Source organism: Corallococcus sp. Z5C101001 (assembly GCF_007352635.1).
In the GTDB taxonomy this organism is placed as follows: Bacteria; Myxococcota; Myxococcia; order Myxococcales; family Myxococcaceae; genus Corallococcus; species Corallococcus silvisoli.
The window spans coordinates 1,308,145-1,330,577 of sequence record NZ_VKLU01000001.1 but is presented as its reverse complement, the minus strand read 5'-3'; the positions used below and the strand labels follow the sequence as shown (position 1 = coordinate 1,330,577).

The 22,433-nt window shown below is 67.3% G+C and carries 19 protein-coding genes, 1 tRNA gene and 1 pseudogene; 12 read left to right on the top strand and 9 right to left on the bottom strand.

The window, feature by feature from the left end; all coding sequences use genetic code 11:
* Positions 1–26: 26 nt before the first annotated feature.
* From FOF48_RS05425 to FOF48_RS05410, 4 genes are all read left to right on the top strand, one after another.
* Complete coding sequence (locus FOF48_RS05425) at positions 27–473, top strand: cyclic nucleotide-binding domain-containing protein (RefSeq protein WP_143899027.1); 447 nt, start codon at positions 27–29, stop codon at positions 471–473.
* Positions 474–586: 113 nt separating this feature from the next.
* The gene (locus tag FOF48_RS05420; protein ID WP_143899026.1) at positions 587–1,150 is read left to right on the top strand and encodes a hypothetical protein; all 564 of its coding nucleotides are present in this window, start codon (positions 587–589) and stop codon (positions 1,148–1,150) included.
* A gap of 122 nt (positions 1,151–1,272) precedes the next feature.
* Positions 1,273–2,532: a hypothetical protein gene (locus FOF48_RS05415; protein ID WP_143899025.1), complete on the top strand. Its 1,260-nt coding sequence runs from the start codon at positions 1,273–1,275 to the stop codon at positions 2,530–2,532.
* An 11-nt stretch (positions 2,533–2,543) separates the two neighbouring features.
* Positions 2,544–3,152 (top strand): polysaccharide biosynthesis/export family protein, encoded by a 609-nt coding sequence (locus tag FOF48_RS05410; RefSeq protein WP_143899024.1) that lies wholly within the window; start codon positions 2,544–2,546, stop codon positions 3,150–3,152.
* On the opposite strand, the gene FOF48_RS05405 is transcribed toward FOF48_RS05410, so the two are convergent.
* The 6 genes from FOF48_RS05405 to FOF48_RS05380 form a co-directional block, all read right to left on the bottom strand.
* Entirely contained in the window at positions 3,149–3,973 is an 825-nt protein-coding gene (locus tag FOF48_RS05405; protein ID WP_143899023.1) for an inositol monophosphatase family protein, read from the bottom strand. The genes FOF48_RS05410 and FOF48_RS05405 overlap by 4 nt on opposite strands.
* A gap of 23 nt (positions 3,974–3,996) precedes the next feature.
* On the bottom strand, positions 3,997–4,578 hold the full coding sequence (locus FOF48_RS05400) for a TlpA disulfide reductase family protein (protein ID WP_143899022.1): 582 nt from the start codon (positions 4,576–4,578) through the stop codon (positions 3,997–3,999).
* Between the two features lie 3 nt (positions 4,579–4,581).
* Positions 4,582–6,051, bottom strand: coding sequence for a UDP-N-acetylmuramate:L-alanyl-gamma-D-glutamyl-meso-diaminopimelate ligase (gene mpl, locus FOF48_RS05395; RefSeq protein WP_143899021.1), 1,470 nt, complete (start codon positions 6,049–6,051; stop codon positions 4,582–4,584).
* An 8-nt stretch (positions 6,052–6,059) separates the two neighbouring features.
* The gene (locus FOF48_RS05390) at positions 6,060–7,223 is read right to left on the bottom strand and encodes a serine hydrolase (RefSeq protein ID WP_143899020.1); all 1,164 of its coding nucleotides are present in this window, start codon (positions 7,221–7,223) and stop codon (positions 6,060–6,062) included.
* On the bottom strand, positions 7,220–8,134 hold the full coding sequence (locus FOF48_RS05385) for an LD-carboxypeptidase (protein WP_143899019.1): 915 nt from the start codon (positions 8,132–8,134) through the stop codon (positions 7,220–7,222). The genes FOF48_RS05390 and FOF48_RS05385 overlap by 4 nt, the downstream gene beginning before the upstream one ends.
* Before the next feature lie 126 nt (positions 8,135–8,260).
* Positions 8,261–9,457, bottom strand: a complete 1,197-nt coding sequence (locus tag FOF48_RS05380; RefSeq protein WP_186001794.1) for an RsmB/NOP family class I SAM-dependent RNA methyltransferase — start codon at positions 9,455–9,457, stop codon at positions 8,261–8,263.
* A gap of 138 nt (positions 9,458–9,595) precedes the next feature.
* On the opposite strand from FOF48_RS05380, the gene FOF48_RS05375 reads away from it, so the two are divergent.
* The 4 genes from FOF48_RS05375 to FOF48_RS05355 all read left to right on the top strand — a co-directional run bounded on the left by FOF48_RS05375 (position 9,596) and on the right by FOF48_RS05355 (position 13,533).
* A tRNA-Asn gene (locus tag FOF48_RS05375) sits at positions 9,596–9,668 on the top strand.
* A gap of 297 nt (positions 9,669–9,965) precedes the next feature.
* A complete protein-coding gene (locus FOF48_RS05365; protein ID WP_143899017.1) occupies positions 9,966–10,166 on the top strand; it encodes a DUF3387 domain-containing protein in 201 nt (66 codons plus the stop codon).
* A complete protein-coding gene (locus FOF48_RS05360) occupies positions 10,166–11,323 on the top strand; it encodes a hypothetical protein (RefSeq protein ID WP_143899016.1) in 1,158 nt (385 codons plus the stop codon). The genes FOF48_RS05365 and FOF48_RS05360 overlap by 1 nt, the downstream gene beginning before the upstream one ends.
* Positions 11,320–13,533 (top strand): hypothetical protein, encoded by a 2,214-nt coding sequence (locus FOF48_RS05355; protein ID WP_143899015.1) that lies wholly within the window; start codon positions 11,320–11,322, stop codon positions 13,531–13,533. The genes FOF48_RS05360 and FOF48_RS05355 overlap by 4 nt, the downstream gene beginning before the upstream one ends.
* 287 nt (positions 13,534–13,820) lie before the next feature.
* Here the strand turns inward: FOF48_RS05355 and FOF48_RS05350 are convergent.
* The 3 genes and pseudogenes from FOF48_RS05350 to FOF48_RS05340 form a co-directional block, all read right to left on the bottom strand.
* A protein-coding gene (locus tag FOF48_RS05350) for an IS5 family transposase (RefSeq protein WP_370456546.1) occupies positions 13,821–14,643 on the bottom strand; the annotation gives its coding sequence in 2 pieces (ribosomal slippage) (positions 13,821–14,294 and positions 14,296–14,643; 822 coding nt in all).
* A gap of 84 nt (positions 14,644–14,727) precedes the next feature.
* The gene (locus FOF48_RS05345) at positions 14,728–15,489 is read right to left on the bottom strand and encodes a hypothetical protein (RefSeq protein ID WP_143899014.1); all 762 of its coding nucleotides are present in this window, start codon (positions 15,487–15,489) and stop codon (positions 14,728–14,730) included.
* 142 nt (positions 15,490–15,631) lie between these two features.
* Positions 15,632–16,723, bottom strand: a pseudogene (locus FOF48_RS05340) (IS5 family transposase).
* Between the two features lie 281 nt (positions 16,724–17,004).
* Here FOF48_RS05340 and FOF48_RS05335 point away from each other — a divergent pair.
* The 4 genes from FOF48_RS05335 to FOF48_RS05320 all read left to right on the top strand — a co-directional run bounded on the left by FOF48_RS05335 (position 17,005) and on the right by FOF48_RS05320 (position 22,431).
* Entirely contained in the window at positions 17,005–17,283 is a 279-nt protein-coding gene (locus tag FOF48_RS05335) for a hypothetical protein (RefSeq protein WP_143899013.1), read from the top strand.
* A 124-nt stretch (positions 17,284–17,407) separates the two neighbouring features.
* The gene (locus FOF48_RS05330) at positions 17,408–19,009 is read left to right on the top strand and encodes a hypothetical protein (RefSeq protein ID WP_143899012.1); all 1,602 of its coding nucleotides are present in this window, start codon (positions 17,408–17,410) and stop codon (positions 19,007–19,009) included.
* A gap of 702 nt (positions 19,010–19,711) precedes the next feature.
* Positions 19,712–20,044, top strand: coding sequence for an AgmX/PglI C-terminal domain-containing protein (locus tag FOF48_RS36345; RefSeq protein WP_186001779.1), 333 nt, complete (start codon positions 19,712–19,714; stop codon positions 20,042–20,044).
* A 1,160-nt stretch (positions 20,045–21,204) separates the two neighbouring features.
* Positions 21,205–22,431 (top strand): hypothetical protein, encoded by a 1,227-nt coding sequence (locus FOF48_RS05320; RefSeq protein WP_143899011.1) that lies wholly within the window; start codon positions 21,205–21,207, stop codon positions 22,429–22,431.
* Positions 22,432–22,433 lie beyond the last annotated feature (2 nt).

The window sequence follows — 22,433 nt, the reverse complement described above, 5'->3', positions numbered from 1 at the left end:
TGGGGAGCCGGACCCACGGGGAGCACATGGAGAAGCTGGCCGTCATCGCCACATCCCCCCTCTTCGAGATGCTCGCCCCCGCGGAGCTGGCGCGGCTGGCGGAGCTGGCGCGGCTGTACCGCTACACGCACGGGGAGGTGGTCTTCGAGGAGGGCGACCTGGGCGACAGCCTCTTCGTCATCGTCCGGGGCCAGGTGGAGGTGGTGCGCCGGGGGACGGGCAACGGGGTGACGCCGCTCACGGTGCTGGGCCCTCCGGAGTTCTTCGGGGAGATGGGCCTCATCGACAAGGACCACCGCTCCGCCACCGTGCGGGCCCTGGGCGAGGTGGAGCTGCTCCAGCTCACCGCGCAGGATTTGCGCACCTTCCGGTTGGCTCACGCCGACGGCTTCACCTTCATCGTCGTGAACATCGCGCGGAGCCTGTCCGCCCGCCTGCGCGAGGCCAACGCCCGCCTCGCCCCACAGGACTGAGCGCGGGTGGAAACCCGGACTCCGGGGCGGTGGGGCATTGCGTTGACACCCCACCCCCTCGCTCCTACGCTCGACGGCGCAGGTGATAGGGGCCGGAAGGACTCGTGAGGCGCATGCGCACCCTTGGAATGCTCGCCGTGGTCGGGGGAATGCTCCTCCCCGCGATGGCGCTCGCGCAGACGTCCGCGCCGCCGGCCCGCACCTCCCCCGCGGCCCTGGACAAGGCCGGCGAAGTGCCGGACAGCCAGAAGCTGGAGCGCAGCACGCAGGCCCTGGGCGGCATGCGCGAGGCGCTGCGGCAGGTGCTGGAGAAGGTGGAGGAGGCGCGGCGCACCAAGGACGTGGTGAAGCTCAACTGCGCCAACGAGAAGCTGACGCAAATCAAGGGCCTCCTGCGCATCTCCGAACAGGCGGACGTGGCCCTCCAGGAGGCCGTGAGCAAGAGCGAGGCGGCGCCCGGAGAGCATGAGTTCACCAAGGTGATGATCGCCCAGCAGAAGGTGGGGCAGCTGCGCTCGGAGGCCGAGGAGTGCATCGGCCAGCTCGCCTTCCGCACCGACGAGAACCTCTTCGTGGAGGTGGAGGAGCCCGACAACCTGCCCGGCGGAGACCCCACGCGTCCCTCCGCGCCGCCGGACCTGATCGTGCGGCCTCCCCCCGCGAGCCCTACCGACTGAGTGCCCGGCTTCCTCCCTGCCCTCACGGTCCCGGCCCCGGACCGTTTGTTCCGGTGGGGAAACCCGCGTGCTATGCCGACTGCCTTGCCTCCCGGATCGCTTCTGACACCGCCTCGGACACCATGACGCAGCCTGGGACATTCCGTCTTGCCCTCGGGGCCCTGGCGCTCGTGGCGCTGCTGCCCCTGACGGCGGCGGCGCAGTCCTTCGCGGGCGGGCGCGCGCCGGGCGGCAATGGCCTCAAGGTGGGCAACGGGCGGCTGCACCCGACGCTGGACCTGGAGACGCGCCTGGACAGCGGCGTGGGCTACTTCCGTCAGGCGGGCACGGGCCCCCTGTCGCCGGACCTGTCCGGAGAGCTGGCGCTGCACATCCGTCCCGGCCTGATGCTGGACGTGCCGTCCCCGAAGCTGGCCATCGCGCTGCGCGGCAACCTGGACTACGTGGCCTACACGGGTCTGCTGACGGCGGGCTCCAGCGCGGCGTCGCACCTGGAGGGCGCGGCGGACCTGGCGCTGCGGTTCAACCAGGAGAGCACGCTGTCCGTGGAGGTCGGCGACGAGCTGACGCGCTCGGACCGCACGCGCACGGTGGCGCTGGGCGCGGGCATCCTGAGCCTCTACAACGAGGCGCGCGCGCGGGCGCAGTGGAAGCCCGGCGGCGGCGCGCTGGAGGTGACGCCGGCGCTGTCGTACGCGATGGAGTTCTTCGAGCCCCTGGGCGGCATGGCCCCGGTGGGCTGCACCGCGACGGAGTGTGATCCGCTCGCCGCCAGCCAGTTCAACTACGGCAACCTGCGCGCGGGCGTGGAGGGCCGCTGGCGCTTCCTGCCGAAGACGGCCGTCATCGTGGACACGGGCGTGGGCTACCGCGGCTACTTCAACGACACCACCACGCCCAGCGCGCTGCTCCTGCATGCCATGGCGGGCGTCGCGGGGCTCGTGTCCCCGCGCATCACCCTGACGGCGAAGGCGGGCTGGAGCCAGAACCTGGGCGCGAGCGGCGGAGGCACCGTGGTGGCGCAGGCGGAGGGCACGTACCTGTGGGGCCCGTCGCTCACCGTGAAGGGCGGCTACCTGCGCGCCTTCGAACCGGTGGCCTCCTACGGCACCTTCCGCGACGACCGCGTCTACGCGGAGGCCCGCTCGCTCATGGGCGGCCGGCTCGCGCTGCACGCCTCCAGCGCGCTGGACTTCCTCTCCTTCGCGGGCGGCCGGAGCGACACGCTGGTGACGCTGGACCTGGGGCCGGACTACCAGCTGCGCCCATGGTTGGTGGGCTCGGTGGGCTACACGCTGGGCACGCGCTCCTCCTCGCTGGGCGCCGCCGGCCTCAACTACACCCGCCACGAAGGCTACGCGCGGATGTCCGTGTCGTACTGAGGCCCGCGCCCATGCGTCCCTCGCGACTCATCCTTCCGGGACTCCTCGCGCTGGTGCTGGCGTGCCACGCGGACACGCGCCCGCCTCCGCCCGCGCCCACGCCCGCCGCCGCGACGGAGGCCGCGAAGACGTCCGGCGGCAACCTGGGGCCGGGGGACGTGGTGGAGGTGCGCGTCTTCCAGGAGCCCGAGCACTCCGGCACCTGGCGCGTGTCGCCGGAAGGCACCATCGACTATCCGCTGTGCGGCAAGGTGGCGCTTTCGGGCCGCACCGCGAGCGCCGCGGCGGACGCGCTGCGCGACTGCCTGGCGCGCTACCTGCGCCACCCACAGGTGTCGGTGCTGGTGCGGGAGTACAACTCGCAGAAGATCTTCGTCTTCGGGGAGGTGCAGAAGCCCGGCACGTTCCCGGTGGACGGCGAGGTGTCCATCATCCAGGCCATCACCCTGGCGGGCGGCTTCACCAAGCTCGCGGCGAAGAACAACACGCTCGTCACGCGCGTGGTGAACGGGCAGGAGCGCAAGATTCGCGTGCCCGTGGAGGACATCGGCGTGGGCCGTGAGCGCAACTTCCTGCTCCAGGCCGGCGACATCGTCTTCGTGCCGGAGAGCTTTTTCTAGTCCCGCGACGTCCAGCCAATCTCCTCCAGGAACCGCTTCGCCTGGGCCATGAGCTTCGGCGCCAGGTGGGGTCCGCTCGCGAGCACGTCGCCCTTGAGCACGTCGAAGGGCCGCCCGTCGATGTGCACGATGACGCCGCCGGCTTCGGCCACCAGCAGGGCGCCCGCGGCGATGTCCCAGGGCTTGAGGCCGAACTCGAAGTAGCCGTCGAAGCGGCCCGCCGCGACGTACGCCAGGTCCAGCGCGGCGCTGCCGGTGCGGCGCATGCCCTGAGCCAGGAGGATGAGCTGGGTGAAGAGCCCCACGGGCAGGTCCGGGCGCTCGCGCACGTCGTAGGGGAAGCCCGTGCACAAGAGCGAGCGCTCCAGCGTGTCGGTGGGGCTGGCCTTCAGGGGCAGGCCATTGAGCGTGGCGCCCTCGCCCTTCGCGGCGGAGAAGAGCTCGTCGCGCATGGGGTCGTAGACGGCGCCCGCGACCGTGCCCTCCGGCCCCTCCACCGCCACGCTGACGCAGAAGTGCGGCACCTGGTGCGAGTAGTTGGTGGTGCCGTCCAGCGGATCCACGATCCACCGGAAGGTGTCCGAGCCCTGCGACGCGCCGCTCTCCTCCGCGAGGATGGCGTGGTGCGGGTGGCGTTGCCGGAGGAAGTCCAGCAGCGCGGCTTCGGAGGCCCGGTCCGCGTCAGTGACCAGGTCGATGCCGCCCTTGAACTCGATGGTGCGGTGCAGGGGGAAGCGCTCGCGGAGGATGCCGCCGGCCATCCGGGCGCCCTCCTCCGCGGTGAGGCGCAGCGCGGCCGGCGTTTCGGAGTCGTGGGCCATGGGTGCGTTCCCCTTCAGCGTGGTCAGGATGCGGGCTCGGCGAGCAGCTGCTCGATCTCCGTCTGGAACTGCTGGAGGAACTCCTCGGCGAAGCCTTCGTGCACGTGCCGCACGACACCCTTGCGGTCAATCAAGAAGGTGGTGGGCATCAGCCGCACCTTCAGCAGGCGCTCGGACACCAGCGCGTTGGCATCCAGGAGGATGGGCAGCTCCACCTTCGCCTCCTCCAGGAAGGGCGGGATGGCGCGCACGTCCTCGTCCACGTTGAGCGCGTACACCTTGAAGCCGCGCTTGCCGTACTCGCGCTGGAGCTGCTCGTACATGGGCAGCGCGTCCTTGCAGGGCTCGCACCACGTGGCCCACACGTCCAGCAGGACGACCTGCCCCCGGTCGCTCTTCAGGTCGTACACGCTGTTGTCCGGGTAGTGCTTCACCTGGAAGGCGAGCGGCTGGCCCGGGCCCTTGCGCGACGACTCCGCGGACGAGGCGCTGGAGCCGCCCGCCGGGGACGAGTCCGTGAGCGGCGGCAGCGGCGCGGGGGACTTCGAGGCACAGCCGGTGGCCAGCAGCAGGGCTCCCAGCGAGGTGACGAACAGGCGGCGCATGGCTCAGGTCCCCTTCCCCGCCCGGGACTTCAGGGCGGCAAGCAGCTTGTCGATGAAGCCCCCGAAGGCGCCGTTGCTCATCACGAGCAGCACGTCGCCGGCCTTCGCTTCGGAGGAGACGCGGTCCACCAGCGTCTGCACGTCGGTGGCGCCGTCCGCGGCGATGCCCTGGGCCTGGAGCGCCTCAATCAGCTTGGGGACGTTGAGCTCCTCGCCCTCGGGCACCTTGTCGTGGCGCTCGGGCACCTTGAGGCTGGCGCGCGAGGCCCCCGGGAAGGCGTGCGCGTAGTCCTCCTGGTGGATGTTGCGGCGGCTGGTGTTGGAGCGCGGCTCGAAGATGGCCCACAGGCGCCGGTCCGGGTAGCGGTGGCGGATGGCGGCGAGGGTCTCCCGCACGGCGGTGGGGTGGTGCGCGAAGTCGTCCACCACGAGCACGCCGTCCACGTCCCCGCGCACCTCCTGGCGGCGCTTCACGCCCTGGAAGGTGGAGAGGCCCTGCTGGATTTCGGCGAAGGTGAGGCCCAGGCCGCGCGCGGCGGCGATGACGCCCAGGGCGTTCTCCACGTTGTGCGCGCCGGACATCGGCAGCGTCACGGTGCCCAGGGACTGGCCGCGCTCCACCACGTCGAAGCGGGCGCCCTCCGGACCGAAGGAGAGGTTCCGGGGCGTGTAGTCCGCGTCCGCGCCCTCCTTCGCCACGTAGGTGATGACGGGCGCGGTGCCGCCCCGAGCGATGCGCACGGCGTTGGGGTACGCGGCGCAGACGACGAGCTGGCCGTCCTGGGGCACCAGTCGCACGAACTTCTCGAAGGTGGCCTCGTAGTGGGGCAGGTCGCGGAAGATGTCCGCGTGGTCGAACTCCACGCTGGTGAGGATGGCGGTGCGCGGGCGGTAGTGGAGGAACTTGGAGCCCTTGTCCCAGTAGGCGGTGTCGTACTCGTCGCCTTCGACGACGAAGTGGGGGCCCTTCCCGACGCGGTAGTTGCCCGCGTAGTTCTGGGTGACGCCGCCCACGAGGAAGGAGGGGTCCTTCCCGGCCGCCACCAGTACATGGGCCATGAGCGAGGACGTCGTGGTCTTGCCGTGCGTGCCGGCGACGACGACGGAGTGCGAGCGGTCCAGGAAGAGCGTGCCCAGGGCGGCGGGGAAGCTCATCTGCTGGAGGCCGCGCTCGCGGACGGAGGTGGCCTCCGGGTTCACGCGGCGGATGACGTTGCCGATGATGACCAGGTCCGGGTTCGCCGCGTCCAGGTTGGCGGGCGCGTACGGGGTGCGCACGGGGATGCCCCACGTCCGGAGCATGTCGCTCATGGGCGGGTAGACGTTCTCGTCGCTGCCGGTGACGTCGTAGCCGGCGGCCTTGAGCATGCCGGCGAAGGAGCCCATGCCGGTGCCGGCGACACCCACCAGGTGGATGCGGCGGACGGACTTCGGGTCGAGGGTGTCGAGGACGTTGCCGTTGTCGTCAGCCATGCGTTCCCCTAAGGGGCGGTGTGAAGGTCGAGCGCTTCCACGACGAGCTCGTGGAAGGCGGGGCGGAAGTCGCGGATGCGCAGGTCCTGACGGCCCTGGGCCACGCGGTTGGTGATGAGCGCGACGACGAGCGACCTGCGCAGGTCCACCCAGAGGCTGGTGCCGGTGAAGCCCAGGTGGCCCACCGCGCCGGGCGGCGTGTCGCCGATGAAGCGGCCCGCGCTGGAGTGGCCCTTCGACGGAGAGTCGAAGCCCATGGAGCGGGTGCTGCCCGCCACCAGCGGATCCGTGGCGAGCGCGCGGTGCCACAGGGGACCGGGAGCCAGCGCCGGATGCGTGCCCGCGCAGCCCTCGAGCACGGCCTGGCCGAAGCGGGCCACGTCCACGGCGGTGCCGAAGAGGCCCGCGTGGCCGGCGACGCCGTCCAGCACCCAGGCGTTGTCATCATCGACTTCCGCGGGCCGGGACGGCTGGGAGGGCACGTCCTTCCACAGCGACTCCTGGCCGGGCGCGGGCTCGCGGGGGCGCATGGCGCCGGTGGGCGCGGTGGCGCCGTCCGCGGGGAAGTCGGTGAGGCGGTGGAAGCGGGCCTGGAGGTCCAGGGGCTCCGCGACGTGGCGGGTGAAGAGCACGTCCAGCGGGGCGCCGCCGGCCCGGGCGAGGATGTCGCCCAGGAGGATGAAGCCCACGTCGCTGTACGCGGACCGCGTGCGCACGGGCGCTTCGAGCGGCGTGGCGGCGGCGGCGCGGAGGACCTCGTCGCGGGCCTGGGCGCGGACACTCGCGGGACAGGCGGCGGCGAGCAGCTCCGGGTGGGCCTTGAGGGCGTCGGAGAAGAACGGGACGAAGGGGGGCAGGCCGGAGCGGTGGTAGAGCAGGTCCGCGACGGTGACGCCCGCGTCGCCCGCGGGCGAGCCGGGGAAGAAGCGGGACACGAGCGTGTCGGGGCCCACCTTGCCGTCGGTCCACAGGCGCAGGAAGAGCGCGGTGGTGGAGAGGACCTTGGTGAGGGAGGCGAGGTCGAAGCGCGTGTCGCCCTTCACGTGACCGGCGACGCCGCCGAAGACCTGCATGCCCTTGTGGAGCACCACGGCCTGGGCGGAGGGGAAGATGCCCAGCTCCACGCCGTCATCGAGCACGGCCTGGAGGTTGGCGATGGGATGCGAGCTCATCCGGGGCTCACCGCGCCTTCGAGGAACGTGAGGCGCGCGGCGTCCGCGTCCAGGCGCACGTGGGTGCCCAGGGCGACGGGGTAGTTGATGGGCCCGTGGCCGATGGGGAAGCCCGCGGCGCAGGGGATGTTGGCGTCCCGGGCCAGCTCGCGGAGCACGTCGGCGCTGGAGTACGGCGCATCCTTCTCCTCGCAGGCGGTGAAGTCGCCCAGGACGATGCCGCGCACGCGGGAGAAGACGCCGGCCAGGCGCAGGTGGGTCCACATGCGGTCGATGCGGTAGGGGCGCTCGGTGACGTCCTCCAGGAGGAGCACGGCGCCATCGAGCGGCGGCATGTAGGGCGTGCCCAGGAGCCGGGAGAAGACGGACAGGTTGCCGCCCACGAGGACGCCCTCGGCGGTGCCGGGGACGTAGGTGGCGTTGCCGGACAGGGGCGGCGGCGCCTCCGGCGATTCGAGGAGGCGGAAGAAGGACTCCTGGACCTGGGGTGACTGGCGGCCCAGTTGGGTGAGGACGGGCGCGTGGAGGGAGACGCGGTGGAGCGCCTGGAGCGCGCAGTGGACGGACGTCAGGTCGGAGAAGCCGGTGAAGGCGAGAGGGCCGGCCTTGTCCAGAGGGAGCGCGGGGAGGAGGCGCGAGCTGCCATAGCCGCCCCGGGCGCAGAAGATGGCGCGGGCGGAGCGGTCGAGGAACGCGTGGGACAGCTCCTCCTGGCGGCGGGAGTCGTCTCCGGCGAGGTAGCGGTGCGAGGCGCCGATGTCGGGCCGGACCACGGGGGAGTAGCGCTCGGAGAGGAGCCGGAGGCCGGCCTCGAAGGGGGCCTGTTCGAAGGGGCCCGCGGGGGCGACCACGTGCACCGTGTCGCGGGGGCGGAGCGGAAGGGGCTTGAGCCAACGCACGCCGCGCTTCATAGCACCCGGGGCGGAGGCGACACGGTGATTCAGGGGGGCGGGAGGCCGAAGCGTTGAGTACCGCTGGCCGGCGGAACGAGGCTCCGTGGAGCGCTCGGCCGCCTGCCGGCCGTGAGCGCGGGCGCCCTACCCCGCCGCCTCGCGTTCGAGCACGGCGGCGAAGAAGCCATCCGTGCCGTGACGGTGGGGCGTGACGAGGAGGAAGCCGTCCTGGACGCAGGCGGGCGGGAGCCATCCGGCGCCGGGCTGGACCCAGTGGAAGTCGGGCCGGGAGCGGAGGAAGTCCGCGACGACGTCCTGGTTCTCCGCGCGGTTGACGGTGCAGGTCGCGTAGACGACCCGGCCGCCGGGGCGCACGCAGGCGGCGGCGAGGGCCAGGATGTCACGCTGGGTGGAGGTGAACCGGGAGAGGGAGTCCGGGGTGAGCCGGAAGCGGAGATCCGGGCCCCGGCGGAGCGAGCCCAGCTCGGAGCAGGGCACGTCGGCGAGGACGCGGTCGGCGCCGAGGCCCGCGGAGGGCGGAGTCCGGAGCACCTGGACGCGGGTGAGTCCGGCGCGGGAGGCGCGTTGCTGGAGCCGGTCCAGCCGCTCCGCATCCGGGTCATAGGCCATGAGCCGGCCCGAATTCTCCATGGAGGCTCCCAGTTGGAGGGTCTTGCCCCCTGCTCCGGCGCACAGGTCCAGCACCGTCTCGCCGGGCCGGGCCTCCACGAGGAGCCCGAGGAGCTGGCTGCCCTCGTCCTGGACCTCGAACAGTCCCTCGCGAAGAGACGGCAGGGCGTAGAGGTTCGGGCGGGGCCCGTCGATATGGAGTGCGAGCGGACTCCAGGCGCCGGGACGGGTCGCGACACCTTCGGAGGACAGGCGCGCGGCGAGGGCGTCCCGGGAGAGGCGGGCTGGGTTCACCCGGAGGGTGATGGGGCCCGGGACGTTGAGGTGGGCGCAGAAGGCTTCGGCCTCCGGGCCCAGTTCACGAGTGAGGTGGTCCGCGAGCCAGTCGGGAAGGGAGGCCCGGAGCGCCAGTGACGGGGGTGTGTCCGTGCGCAGCGGCACGGGAGCGTCCAGTCCGGCCCAGGCCGCGGCCTCCGGGGCGGGAACGCCCCCCAGTCCATGCAGGAGCGCGAAGAGGAGCTGGGAGGGCGACGCGTCCGGCGAGTCCAGGAGGAACCCCAGCCGGCGGCGCCAGAGGCCGACGTTGAAGACGGCCTCCTTCAGGGCCCGGCGCCCGTCGCGGGACAGGTCGCGGTGGGAGCGCAGGGTCCGGTCAAGGACGCGCTCGGCGGGATTCCCCGAGAGGACCCGGCCAAGGGCATCGGACGCGATGGGCGCGAGTCCGTGCAGGGCCGACCAGGGCTGCGAGGAAAGTCGGGAGATGGGATCGAACAGGACAGTTGACAGGGCAGGCTCGGTTCTCTAGAAATCGCGTCCGTCACGGCAGCACGCCGCCGCGACGGGACATATTCCCCGATAGCTCAGCTGGTAGAGCGGGTGACTGTTAATCACCATGTCCGTGGTTCGAGTCCACGTCGGGGAGCAAAAATGAAGGCCCTGCCCTAGCCCGGCAGGGCCTTTTTGCTTTCCGGGTATGCGCGGTGAGCGTCACGGGGCCTTCGTGGCTGAGCCGCTGAATCCCAAGGGATTCTGGCTCGCGATGCGAGGTTGTCGAGCATGCGCTCGCGCGCACGATGTTGCCCACGCTTGTCGCCGAGTACCAGACGATCCTGCCTCCGAAGGAGGTGCTGCGTGCGAAGCTTCACGAGCCGTACGCGCAGTTCTCTACGTCTGATGAGCCTCACCGACCGAGGACGCCACGGATCAAAGGAAGTCGCGCATGCAGAGGGCAATCGCCTTTGGCCTGAACAACTTCGAGACGATGCCTGCGTCCAAAAGGACCAGGGCGCTGACGCTGAAGGAAATCTCTCTCAAGATTAGGGTTCTGAAGCATAGGCACGGATACCCGCCGGACAACCAAGAGGATTCAGGACCCGTGGAGATCGAACAGGCCAAGCGGGTGTGCAAGGACTGGGCGTGATGAGCAAGACAATTCAATTCAATCGGAACGAGACGATTAACTCCGTCGAGCGCCACCTTTTAGACCTGCAGGAGAGCACAGGGGACACGGAGCTGCAGCTCCCATCTGACATCATAGAGCGCATCGGTGTGGATGCGTCACTGCTTCAGCTGCTGATGACTTGGAGCCAAAAGCAAAAGGTGCCGAGTCTCCGCATCCTGGGGCTGCTGAACAAGGACGCGGAGACCGCTCTCGACAAGGTGTGCGAGAATGTCGTCGGACTCTCTGCGGTGACTTTGAGCCGGGCTATCTCGTCCTGGGACAAGGTAGATATTCGATCTTTGGGCTACGCAGCGGCGGGTCGAAATGTCGACGCGATGATCCAAGAATCCGCGAAGTTCCAGCGAGGAACCTCGTTCGCCGTGCTCTGTTTCGATGGAACCTCCAAAGCGCATCCCCGAAATCTCTACTACGCAAATGGGGACGTGCTCTCAGCGCGAGACCTCAAGGCCTTGTTCACACGACGTCTCAACCTGGCCGAAGGAAATAGTGCTCGACGCGTGCGCATAGAGGACGTCGCCACGCGACTTGGAACGATTCTGTTTGAGGCCTTCAGAAACACCCATCAGTGGGCGCGGACCACGGTCGACGGCGTACCGCTCCGAAAGAGCGTGCGCGGGCTACTCATCCGGCGACACCGCCAGCATCCCGCTCAGCATGGCTCGGGCCTGGAGGAGCGTCACGAGCAGGACGCTCCTCTCGCGAGGTTCCTAGCTAAATATCTCGACCCAGCAGGAAGTGGGGGCGTGCTTGAGATGTCCGTATTCGACGGTGGACCAGGGCTCGCTCGCCGCTTCCGCGGTACCAGCGACCTCACATCGCTGTCGCTGGAGGACGAGCGAGCCGCCTGTCTGGACTGCTTCGACAAGCACAAAACTTCATCGGGCATGCCGCATCGCGGAATGGGATTATGCGCAGCAATGCGTGACCTCCATCAACTTGGCGGGTTCCTGCGACTTCGGACCGGTCGGCTATCCCTTTTCCGGAATTTTCATGAGGAGCCTTTTGTGGAGGGTGCCCCCGCATCGTTCACCGACTGGCCAGCCTCGGAGAACGTGGCCGACGTCGCTGGAACCGTGCTGACTTTCATTATTCCGATTCCAGAGGTATCCCAATGACCGACATCTCGTCCATGAATGGGGTCCTTGTCACGAGGGAGACCATAAGGTCCTTTTCGGGAGACGATCTCGTACTGTACCTCGGTGCGACCCCCCTGCAGCCTAGGGAAATCGTCACTCAGATCAAGTTGTTCCTGGACCGGACCCCTGGGACTGTCCAGTCAATAAGTCTCGTCGCACCAGAGTTCCGGCGGGATCTAGTCACGAACGTGATCAACTGCGACGACTTCATCCAACTGAAAGCAGGACTTGGCGCACTGAGCCATGAGTATCTATTCAGCCGTAATGGACGGCTCAAGGACGTCGATGAAACCCAACAAACGGGGATGCTAACTCGAATCCTCACAAAGATAGTGAGAGCCAGGCACGGCGTCTTGGAAGGATCGGGTGCCGTGCACTATGCTAAGCCCTCCCAGAAACACACCGACCAGTTCATCCGCGCTGGAAACGTGGTCGTAAACAGCGTCGAGTTGGAACTGATCGCGTGGGGGTGCCTACCCCACTTCAAGAACGATGTTGGTTTTGTCTATACCGACACCGGCGCAATTAACTCCGTTGCAGCATCGGTACGAGACCTGCTCACGGGATTTCGCGGCACGGCGAACTTCTCCGTCGACAGCTTCGGCTCATATCAGGGTCTTGATACCTTCGCTGGCCCGACGGAGGGTAGCATCTGGCTGATCTCTGCGACAACCAGCGGAAGTCTGGCGCAGAGGATTGTCGAGAAGCAAAGGGTCACGCCCGAACAGATCGTGTGCATTTTCTCACTCGGGGTGTCGAACCGATCGGCCGTGTGTCATCTCGACTACCACGAGAAGCACAACCCTCAGGGTTTTAAACCCATTCGGTCGTATCCGCCTAGCGACTGTGGCTTGTGTCGCGCTGGCTCGATCCCGCTGTGGTTGACCGATGAGCATTTTCAAGTATCCGACATATCAGTCACCCCCTATCTACCCACGCGGAATGACCTATCAAAGGAGAGTCTGGGAGTACTTAATGAACTCGTTGGCAACGGCGTGTTCCGCGTAACTTATCAGCCAAATCTACACACAGAGAGGTCGGACATTTTCTTGGATTCGGCCCCACATGCCAGCCAGTTGCTATCGGAGCAAACCAACATTCCCAAATTGGCCAATCGGTTCAGGCGCCGCGTACAGCAGTCCCTAGCCGCCGCTGTTAACGTGATTGTTCATCTTGATGACCCCGCCTCCAAAGCACTGGCATCAGCACTCTTCTCACACATCAAGTCACACGGGCTCAGTCCCACAGTAATCGCGGCCCACGATTTACCTGGTACAAAATTCGACGCATCACCTGAGACGGTGGTCGTCGTCGCATCGACTGTGGCCTCTGGGACTTCGGTGATCGATCTGTCCCGCACATTGCGTTCGATTTCCACGGTGAAGTCGGTCTCCTATTTCGTGTTGGTCGACAGGAGCGCTACCGAGGAGCGCGCCAGACAGACGCAGCAGAGCGTTACGATCACTGAAGACGGACACCGCTACGACTACCACGTCATCGCCCGACTCCCACTTCCCGATCCGTCGGCGGTAACCAGGAACGCGTGGGACGACGAAACGGCACTACTCCAGAAGCTGTTGGAGAGTCCCTCGAATGACGCTCTCAGAGCAAAACTCGAAAAACGCCGTGACTCACTCGATGCCGCCAAGTCCGAAAAACAACGAGGGCTCCAGACCAATCTGTTCTGGCCATCTGAGAACGACGAAAGCCTCATGTTGTCACCGGGCTTTGTCTTCCTCCCGACAGGATTTGATGTCTCAAGCGCCTCTCAGGCGGACGTCTACAGCATGATCAGGTGCCTCCTCCATAGCCTTCGAACCAAGGGCAAGGACGGCCGAGAGCCAGCTCTCCGGCAACATCCACTGCATCGAAAGGTGCTCGACGTAGGCGTGTTCTACAGGTTCAACGACCCGGCCCTCCAAGCAGCCATCCTTAGGGCTGCGGCTCCGGCGGAGTTGGACTATTCTTACGAAGGCACAGGGAATCAGAGCGTTAACGCCCGTTTGCTCCTGGGCCGCATCTTCAAGGACCGAAAAGCTCCCGCTGCGGAATTCGCGCTGGCGCTGGCGGTTGGTCGTCTGCGGATCACCGAGGACGATAAGAAGCAGATCCTGACCGAGGTCGATGCGCTGCATGCACCATTGGGCGCAGTAACTATGGCCTTCCTCGACGCATGGAAGTCACGTTGACACGCTCTCGCCGTCACAACGGGAGCGCGATCGCCATGGTGAGGCAAGCGACGAATGGCCCGCCTTCTTCGCGGGACGGTGCGAATCAGAAAGAACGTCCCAGTTTTCCACGCGCAAACTGCTGTATTCGCAAAGATTTGCAGAATTATAGACAGTTCGAATTTGCGAATTTGCCCTACAGAGAGCGCTGCGAACGAGTTGGTGAACGGCTACGAGCACGACCCAGGTTACTACATGCTCCGGCGCCCCAAGCCTGTGCGACAACCAACCTCGGAATCCCTAAGAGCCTATTTCGGTAGGAGCGAGTGGAACCAGGTGATGATGCCCAGCGCGAAGTGCAGCATCGCGACGTAGGTGTCCTCTCGCTTCTCCCAGCGCACCAGCAAACGTCGGAAGCGGTTGAGCCAGGAGTGTGTTCGCTCGACGACCCATCGCGGCGAAGGGCGTCGACGCCGCACGCGCTTGGGACCGAGCTGGGAGCGTCGTCTCGGTGCCTGGAGCGTGAAGCCATACTCCTGGGCCAGCTCGCGTACGGGCCTGAAGGCATAGCCCAGGTCGACGCATAGCGTCTGACGACGGCTCCGACTCGGGAGGGGCCTTCGGACTGGAATCGATTCAAGCGTGGAGCGCGCCAGCTTGAAGTCGTTCGTGTTGGCTCCAGCGACCACGAGGCCGAGGGGGATGCCGCGCGAGTCCGTCAGCAGACTGCGCTTGGTGCCCCGCTTCGCTCTGTCGGTGGGATTGGGGCCGGTTTTTTCCCCCACCCAGCGGCGCTTTGCCCTGGGTGCCGTCCAGCGCTAGCCAGCGCCAATCAATCTTCGCCAAGCCATCATAGGCCAGCAGCCCCTGACGCCAGAACTCACGGAAGACGCCCGCGGACAACCACTCCCGGAAGCGTCGGTAGGCAGAGGACGGATGGCACAGGGCCGTGGCTTTCAACGCGCCCCACTGCTTCCCCGTGCGCAGCACCAAGAGGATTCCATCCAAGGCCTGTCGGTCAGGCACTCGCGGGTTATGGCACCCCAGCGGGTGCTCCGGACGTGCCGGCAGCAGCGGCTCAATCCGGCGCCACAGCTCGTCCGGCACCCGCCAGCCGTCGTCCTTCTTCACTACCCCATGGCCGCACCCTCCTACCGCTTCAACACGACTGGAGGCCGACCTTCTTCCCTACCGAAATAGGTTCTAATCGGTCTCCTACTCCGAACCGAAGACCTGCGCGAGATAGTGCTTCGAGAACGCCGTCCAGTCAGGACTGTCGAAGAATGCTGCCTCGACCCAGTGGTGTATGAAATGCATGGCAAAGCCGCGCTGCAAATAGTCCTCGACGCCCACTGGCAGCGGCCGGATCTCTCCGTCTCCGTCGAGTGGCACGAAATGCAGCCGGTCGAGGACCCGGCCCGATTCCATTTCGAGGCAGACCGCGAACTCGCCCTCGCAGTAATCGAAGGGCGCGAGGCGGTCGAGCAACTCACGCGCCTCCGGAAAGGATCCGTACGGGTCGAGTAGTTCCGCTCCACGTCGGCCGTCGATGCCGTCGACGCATGTGGAAACAGGGAGGACGTTCGCCTCTCCCCCAACGATGTCGATCTCGCGGTCGAGGTACTCGATTGCGGCGCCTTGTTGCAAGCTCCATCGGATCTGCATGGAATCAGCCTGCTCGTAGAAGCGCTCGAGTGCCGCGGGCAGTGTCAGAGTCTGTCGTACGCGGGCGAGATCGGCGCCATTGTGGCCATACGACAGCACGCACCGACCAGCTTTCGCCACCGAGGAAGCCGCGAGGGGCGCGATGCAAGCATGGTATCGGTCCGAGACCGGATTGTCGATCATCGATGGATGATACGTGAGGAGACGCGTTTGTCGAGCCGCGCCACCCAACGGCGCCATTCCGTTCACCGCGACGAGCCTGCGTCGGGGCGTCGTTTCGACGGTCGTCCCGGACTCGATCCCCTTCCGCAAGAGATCAAAATCATTGAATTATCAACATGATCGGCGCTCTAGCAGGCTGTTGAAGAAGCCCGGTTTGAAGGCATGAAACCGGGCTTCTCGTGCCCTCCGTTCTCAACCTTGTCATCCGGGGGATGCGGAGGGCGAAAGGCGCCTATGCGGCAGTCAGCCGCGCCATCCGCACCAGGTTGTACGCGGCGCCCACCAGGTAGGCCGCCAACTCCGTCCGCTCTCTGCCTTTGAAACGCGTCTTTCGGAAGCCTCCCACCGTCTTCATCCAGCCCCAGACTTCTTCGATTCACTTCCGTATCCGCTGGCTGGTGGCGTAGCCGACGGGCCTCGTCGTTCGCCGGTCGATGGCCGAGCGACGTCGCGGGTCCGTCGTCTGGGCAATGTGCGGCGTCACGCCCATGCGCCGGCAATCCGCGACGAAGTCCCTCGTGTCGTAGCCCTTGTCCGCACCCACGGAGGCACGTGCGTTTCGGGACTTCATCCCCTCGAGCATCATCACCGCCGCGTCGCGCTCGGCGAAGCCGTCCGCTGGCATCACCGCGAGGTCCACGAGCAGGCCGTTGCGATTCTCCATGACGCCATTGAGGCTGTAGGCCAGCCGCGCCTCCTTGCCGTCGCCCTTGCGTGCCAGCCGCGCCTCCGGGTCCGTCGTCGAGGCGTGCGTCGTGTTTCCACGCTTCTGCCCGTGGAAGTTCACCGTCGGGTTGCCCTTGTCGTCGGGCGGCTCCTTCTTGTCCTCCTTCTCGTCTTTCGGGCGGAACGACTTCAGGGACGCCCAGGCTTCAATCAGGCTGCCATCCACGCTGAAGTGCTCGCTGCTGGTGAGCCCCGCGCTTTGTGCCTGGCCCATGACGGCCATGAAGAATCTCCGGGCGACGTCGTGCTCCAGCAGCCGGTCCCGGTTCTGCGAGAAGGTGCTGTGGTCGAAGGACGCGTCCTCCATCCCCATGTCGAGGAACCAGCGAAACAAGAGGTTGTAGTCAAGCTGCTCGCAGAACAGCCGCTCGCTGCGCACCGAGTAGAACGCCATCAGGAGGCAGGACTTCAGCAACTGTTCTGGCGGGATGCTCGGACGCCCCGTGCCGCTATACATCGCATCGAACGTCGGCGAGAGCGCCGCCAGCGCGGCGTCCGCCATGTCCTTCACCCTGCGCAGCGGATGGTCCGCCGGGACTCGCTCCCCTGGCGTCCTCAGGCTGAAGAGCGTCGTCTGCTGCTTGGCTCGTCCGGGCATCACTCCCTCCGAGGCGCGGAGGACATCACGCCTCGGTGCGGGGTGTCGATCCCTCGGAGGGGTTTCTCAACAGCCTGCTAGGTGGACACCGACGCCCACTGCCCGAAGCCGTCAAGGTGCGTGACAACCCGCGCATGCTCTACCTGACCCTGGACGCGGAGCAAGGGCCCTTCACCGTCGCGCGGATTTCTTTGCCATAGGCGCAGGGGCGTCCTCGCGCAGCGCGGCGGGACGGTGAGCTTCTGCTTGGCCACGAACGGGAGCACAAGCCGACCTTCGCGATGCTCACGTTCCCGAAGCAGAGCAATCTGGCTGTCTTCGACTTCGTGCCGGGGCGGCAGCGGTTCGTCTTCGTCAACCCCTCACAAGGCACGGACGGCGGTGTGGAGAGTGTCCTCTCGGAGTGGGACGGGGAGACCGTGAAGAGGGTGGGGACCGTTGCAGGCTCTCCCAGCGTCGCCCTCTTCCGGCAGGAGCCGCCCGCGCTCTACCCGAAGGGGCTCGAGTGGCAGGAGGATGGCGGCATCGCCTCGACAGTCATTCAGCGTTTCGCGCTCTGAGGTTGGTCATATGCTGGCATGTCTGTCATCATGTAGCCCGGCTGGAGTGGCTCTCCCCCGGCGCCACTTCCATTCCACGGAGCCGGCTGCGGGGGGGATTCCTTCCATGGACTGGAGGCCGCGCATGTCATTGTCTGGATGCCGTTCATTCGCCGGAAGCAACTGGAAGATGTTGGGGCTGCTGTTGCTGGGGATGAGCCTGACCGCCTGCCGGACGGAGCCTGGAGATGGTGGAGACGCAGGCACGCAGGAGGACGCAGGCACGCAGGAGGACGCGGGCGCGGAAGTGGATGGGGGCACGGAGGAGGACGCGGGCACGCAGGTGGACGCGGGGGCCGTGTTCTCGACGGTGACGCAGGATGCGCGGCTGCTGGCGGTGGATGTGCGGCAGACGTTTCTCATCTCGCTCCGCGCGGACGGCACCTACGCGCAGGCGCTGCCGGAAGGCGGAGCCATGCGCATCGCGGACCGGGCGGAGGCCGTGCACACCACGAGTGACGGAAGCGCCGCGCTGCTGTGGAGTCAGGAGGTGGATGGGCTGCGAAGCGTCTGGTTGTGGCGGCCCGGGACGTCCAGCGCCATCCCCCTCACGCTCCGCTCGCGGGGGGCCGTGGTCCATGACGCGGCGTTGAGCTACGCCGCCTTCCTCGAAGAGGAGGGCGCGGGCGTGACGTCCCTGTTCGTGGTGCGGACGGCGACGTGCCGGCCCGGCAACTGCGCGCCAATCCGGCCAGTCCAGGTCGAGGGCGGAGCGCCGGAGCTGCGCGCGGGCGGGCCGACCCTGTTGCTCGTGGACGGGACGAAGACCTGGCTGGTGGATGCGGCGACAGGCGGGGTCACGAACCTGGGGGAGCTGCCCGGCAAGCCATTCATCTCGCCGCTGGGAACGCGCTATGGCTGGTCCGCGGAGGGGAAGGTCCTGCTTTTTGACACGGCCACGGGCTCGCTGCTGTGGGAGCAGACCTGGCAGAACGCCAAGCTGCCTCCGTGGAAACTCATCTCCACGCCCATCATGATGGATGAGGTCCACGTCCTCGTGAACGTCGAGGGCCGGTATTCGGAATCGCAGCCCCCGCAGGTACCGCTCGGACATGAGCTTCATGCCTGCACCGAGCAGCGCTGCAATGAGATGACATCCGCCAGCATTTGCTGGGAGACCCGAACGGGGGAGCAGCCCGTTCTCTTCTGCCGTGCGGACCCCTGTCCCACCGTCGTGTGCCCTCCGTCCACCAGGTTCGACTCGTTCCGGGACGCCTCTGGCGTGTCGATCCCCCGTGTGCCTCCGTCAGGCCTCGTACTGGCCCCTTCCTACTCCGGTCAGGCGGCTATCCTGCTGGGCCCCACTTTCACTGAAGACTTCGCGGAAGAAGCGGCCCTGATCCAGGATCCGCAGCCGTTGAACAGGCTCTATTTGGATTGGTTTCAGGGCGGCGTCCAAAGGTGGACGCTCGTCCAGACTGGCACGTCTCCCGCCGCGCCAATGGTGTTCGTCCCGGGGCCCCGCCGATTGCTGTACCGCCAGCCTGTGGCCCGGAACTCGAAGATAGAGCAGCACCTCTGGACGTGGGACCGCGAGCAGGTCGTGGACCTGGGCGCGTTGGACGGAGTCCCGGTGGATCAGGGCACCGCCTTGGTGCGCGACCATCCACCCGCGCTCTACCTGGACATGATGAAGGAGAACGGCGACGGAACGGCGTCGAACTCCATTCTCCGCGTTCGGCTGTAGCGCGGCCGGCCTCCCTGCCGGAAGACCCGGACGGTGGGGAGGCCGGAAGATGGACAGTCGGCGGGGGCCACCGTAGCTGGCCCCCGTCGTCCCATGTCACGCTTCCGTGTGCATGCGAAGCCACCGTTAGCCGTTGCAGCACCCAGGCCCGCCGCAACACCCGCACCGGCTCGTGTCCTCGGTGCGTCAGCGCCTCCAGCGCGGTGCTGTCCGCCGGATTCAGCTTCAACCTTTGGCTTCTCGTGTGCTCCCTCTCCCCCTCATACCCGGAGCAACAGCGGCAGCCGGCCCGTTAATCGCCACCCGGCCAAAGGATTAGGTTCCCCGCGCCTCGAACAACCTGGCCCTGACGCTGGCTCCGTGGGAATGGGACGCTATCCTGGGTGGAGCGTGCGCAAACTCTTTCCCCTCTTCGTGGTGCTGGCGCTGGGCCTGGTGCTCCTGGCTCGTTGCTGGAGGGCTTCGGCGCCCCAGGTTCCCGCGGTGACGGAGGCGGCGAGGCCCGTCCGCGCGACCGCTCCTTCCGTGGAGCCGGGCGTCCCACGCGCGCCCCAGACATATGGAGGGGGAAGCCTGGTGCGAACTGCCCTCACACCAGCCACCCAGCCCGGGTCCCCCCTCCCCTCGGGGACGTCGGGTGAAGTGGCTCGCGAGGCTCCGTCCGGAGGCATGGAGGCCTCAGGTCCGCGGCCGGTCAAGGCGATGGGAGCCGCCGAGGAGGCCACGGTGCGCAAGGAGGACATCCGGACGGCCATCCAGGACGTCCGCCCCGGGCTCCAGAAGTGCTACGCGCCCCTGGCCGAGCATGGCGCAGGCGATCAGCGCGTGGTGGTGCGCTTCACGCTGGTGGGCCAGGGCACGCAGGGGTCCTTCCAGGACGCGGACATCATCGAGTCGACGCTTAACGACCCGCTGTTCCTGTCCTGCCTCCTGACGGAGCTGTCGCAAGCCCGCTTCCGTGCGCCCTGGGGCACGGGAGCGGTGACCATCACCTATCCCTTCGTCTTCCAATCGCTCGCACGGGACGGCGGATAGGCTCGCCGTGGGGTTGCGGCTTCCGATACGAACGAGACGCCTCCGGAGGACTCGCCCTCTCCGGCGGCCCACGTCATGCGGTTGGCAATGAAGGTCCCGAGGGGTCTTGCCGAACCGCTCATCGCTGGAGCAGGACACGTAGCAGCCGGTGATGCCCCCTGGCGCGGGCACATGGCAGCCGGCGAGCGCGGTGGTGGTGGTGACTACTCCCGTGGGGAGTGTCGTGGTGCGCCGTCCCGCGATGAACAACGTCCCTCCCTCCGTCGCTCGGGCGATGAGCGGCCCGCGGTTCAAAGCATCCGGCGTGCCGTCGGCATGGAGCAGGAAGCTGGCGGAGGCGCGGGAGAGGGTGGTGGCGGTGGGACGGTTGGGGCGGACGCGCATCTCCCCGCGGAGGTTGACGTAGTAGATGCCCTGGGCCTCCACCCCGGAGAGCGCCTCGGTCGAGCAGTTCGACAAGTCGATGGCCGTGAGACTCTCGCAGAGGAGCGGGTCGAGGCTCTCGGGATTGGCGAGCTGGCACGAGTCATGGCGGCCGCTCTCCACGATGTCGCCCAGGTCCTCGAGTGGGGTGGAGGTGCCATCCCATGGAGGAGGACCGGCGTCGGGAGTGCCCGCGTCTTCGGGCAGCGAACCGGCATCCGGAGTGCCCGCATCTTCTTGCCGTGGACCGGCATCTGGTATGCCCGAGTCGGCAGGCGGGCCGGCGTCGCTGCTGGGGGCGGAGGATTCGCCGCAGGCGGAGAGCAAGGACGGAAGCAGGATGCAGAGATAGCGCCATGCTCCAGGTGCGCGCGGCAGAGGCTTCATGACGAACTCCGGTGATGGAGCCACCCACGAAAGCGCGGGTGGTCATCCCGGATACGACGAGGCAGACGTCATGTTCGCGGAAAGCCGCTGATGCTTGCCGGATGGCGACGGCATCCATGCCAACTCGCGGGGCCGACCCCACCTTGAGGCTCGTTGGTCCTGTCTTTGCAATTCAGGCAGAGCCAATGCCCCCGGGGACCTCGATGGTCTCATCCTTGACGACGACGTCCCTGCTCGGAGTGCTCCAGGAGGTCATGGAGGCGCTGGAGCACGTGTCAGCTCGCTCCACCGAACCGTGAAGTCGTCGCACACGTGGTGAATACAACCAACCTGCGTCCGTCTGCAGGCGCATGCACGACATCTTGCGCCGCATGGTGCTTACCGCACTGCTGGCCACGTCCGCGACGGCGTGGGCCGAACCCCCCGTGTCTCCCAAAGCCACGGTGTCCCCGGTGCCGTTGATTGCCCTGGCCCCTGGGAAGGTCCTCTATATCGACCCGCGGGGCACCCGAACCCTCGCGGACTGCGAAAAGGTGGAGGAGCGCCGGATGCTGGGTGGGGCAGAGAAGGGCAAGTTGTTTCGGGAGACCGAGCCGTGCTCACTCTGGTACCTCGCCGTGCACCCACCCACGGGGCGCTGGGCGATGGCCGTTTCGGTCACGGGAGATATCGCGTCGACCCGACTGGTGAGCATCACGCTGTCGGGCCGGAGGGTCGATGTGCCCACCGACAAAGCCGGACGCGTCAAGGAAGGCAACCTGCTCGTGATGGGGGATCTCGATGGCGTCGTGGCCATCACCCCCGGAGTTCCGGCGCAGTGGACCAGCAACCATGTCAACCACTCGCAGCGTCCCGAGCAGTTCACGGCCGACGGCTCGCGGGTGCTCGTCGCCAACGGAACGGTGACCACCGCGGAGTGGTGGAGCTGGAGCTTCGGGACTCGCCCCGAGGGCATTCGCGTGTTGCCCGCGCAGGTGACCGACACCGCGAGCAATCACCTGGTCCTGGGGGAGTCGCGCACGGTGATGAGGCATGAGCGCGGCGGAGTCCGTATCGCCACGCTGGACGCCACGGGCACGAAGCCCTGGAAGCTCGGCCCCGTCATGAAGCAGAAGCGGCGCGGACTCCTGACACCCGTGGTGCTCGGAGACTCGATGGTCTTCTACCGCGAGGGTGTGTTCGATGAGGGGGGCTGCGACGAGTCGAATCCCGGCACCTATCGTCGCGTCGACCTGCGCACCGGTCAGGAGAGGGTCTGGCGGACTCACGAGACCTATTGCAGTGGCCACGAATTCGCGGCGGCCAGCGCGCGGCGCAGGACGGTGTACTTCATCGAGAGCAACTCCTATTCCGACGGCATCCCCCGGCTGTACGAGTACTCGCTCGACCGGGATGAGGTCCGTGAGCTGAAGGCACAAGGCATGGAGGGTGCGCACGACATCAGCGCGGATGGGCGAACGCTCCTCTTGCACGCGAGGGGCGGCGTGGTCAGCGTGCACGACACTGACACGGACGAGTCGACCTGGTTGATGAACCTCGAGAAGGTCACCGACGCGGGGCTGCTCGACCTGCGCTGAGG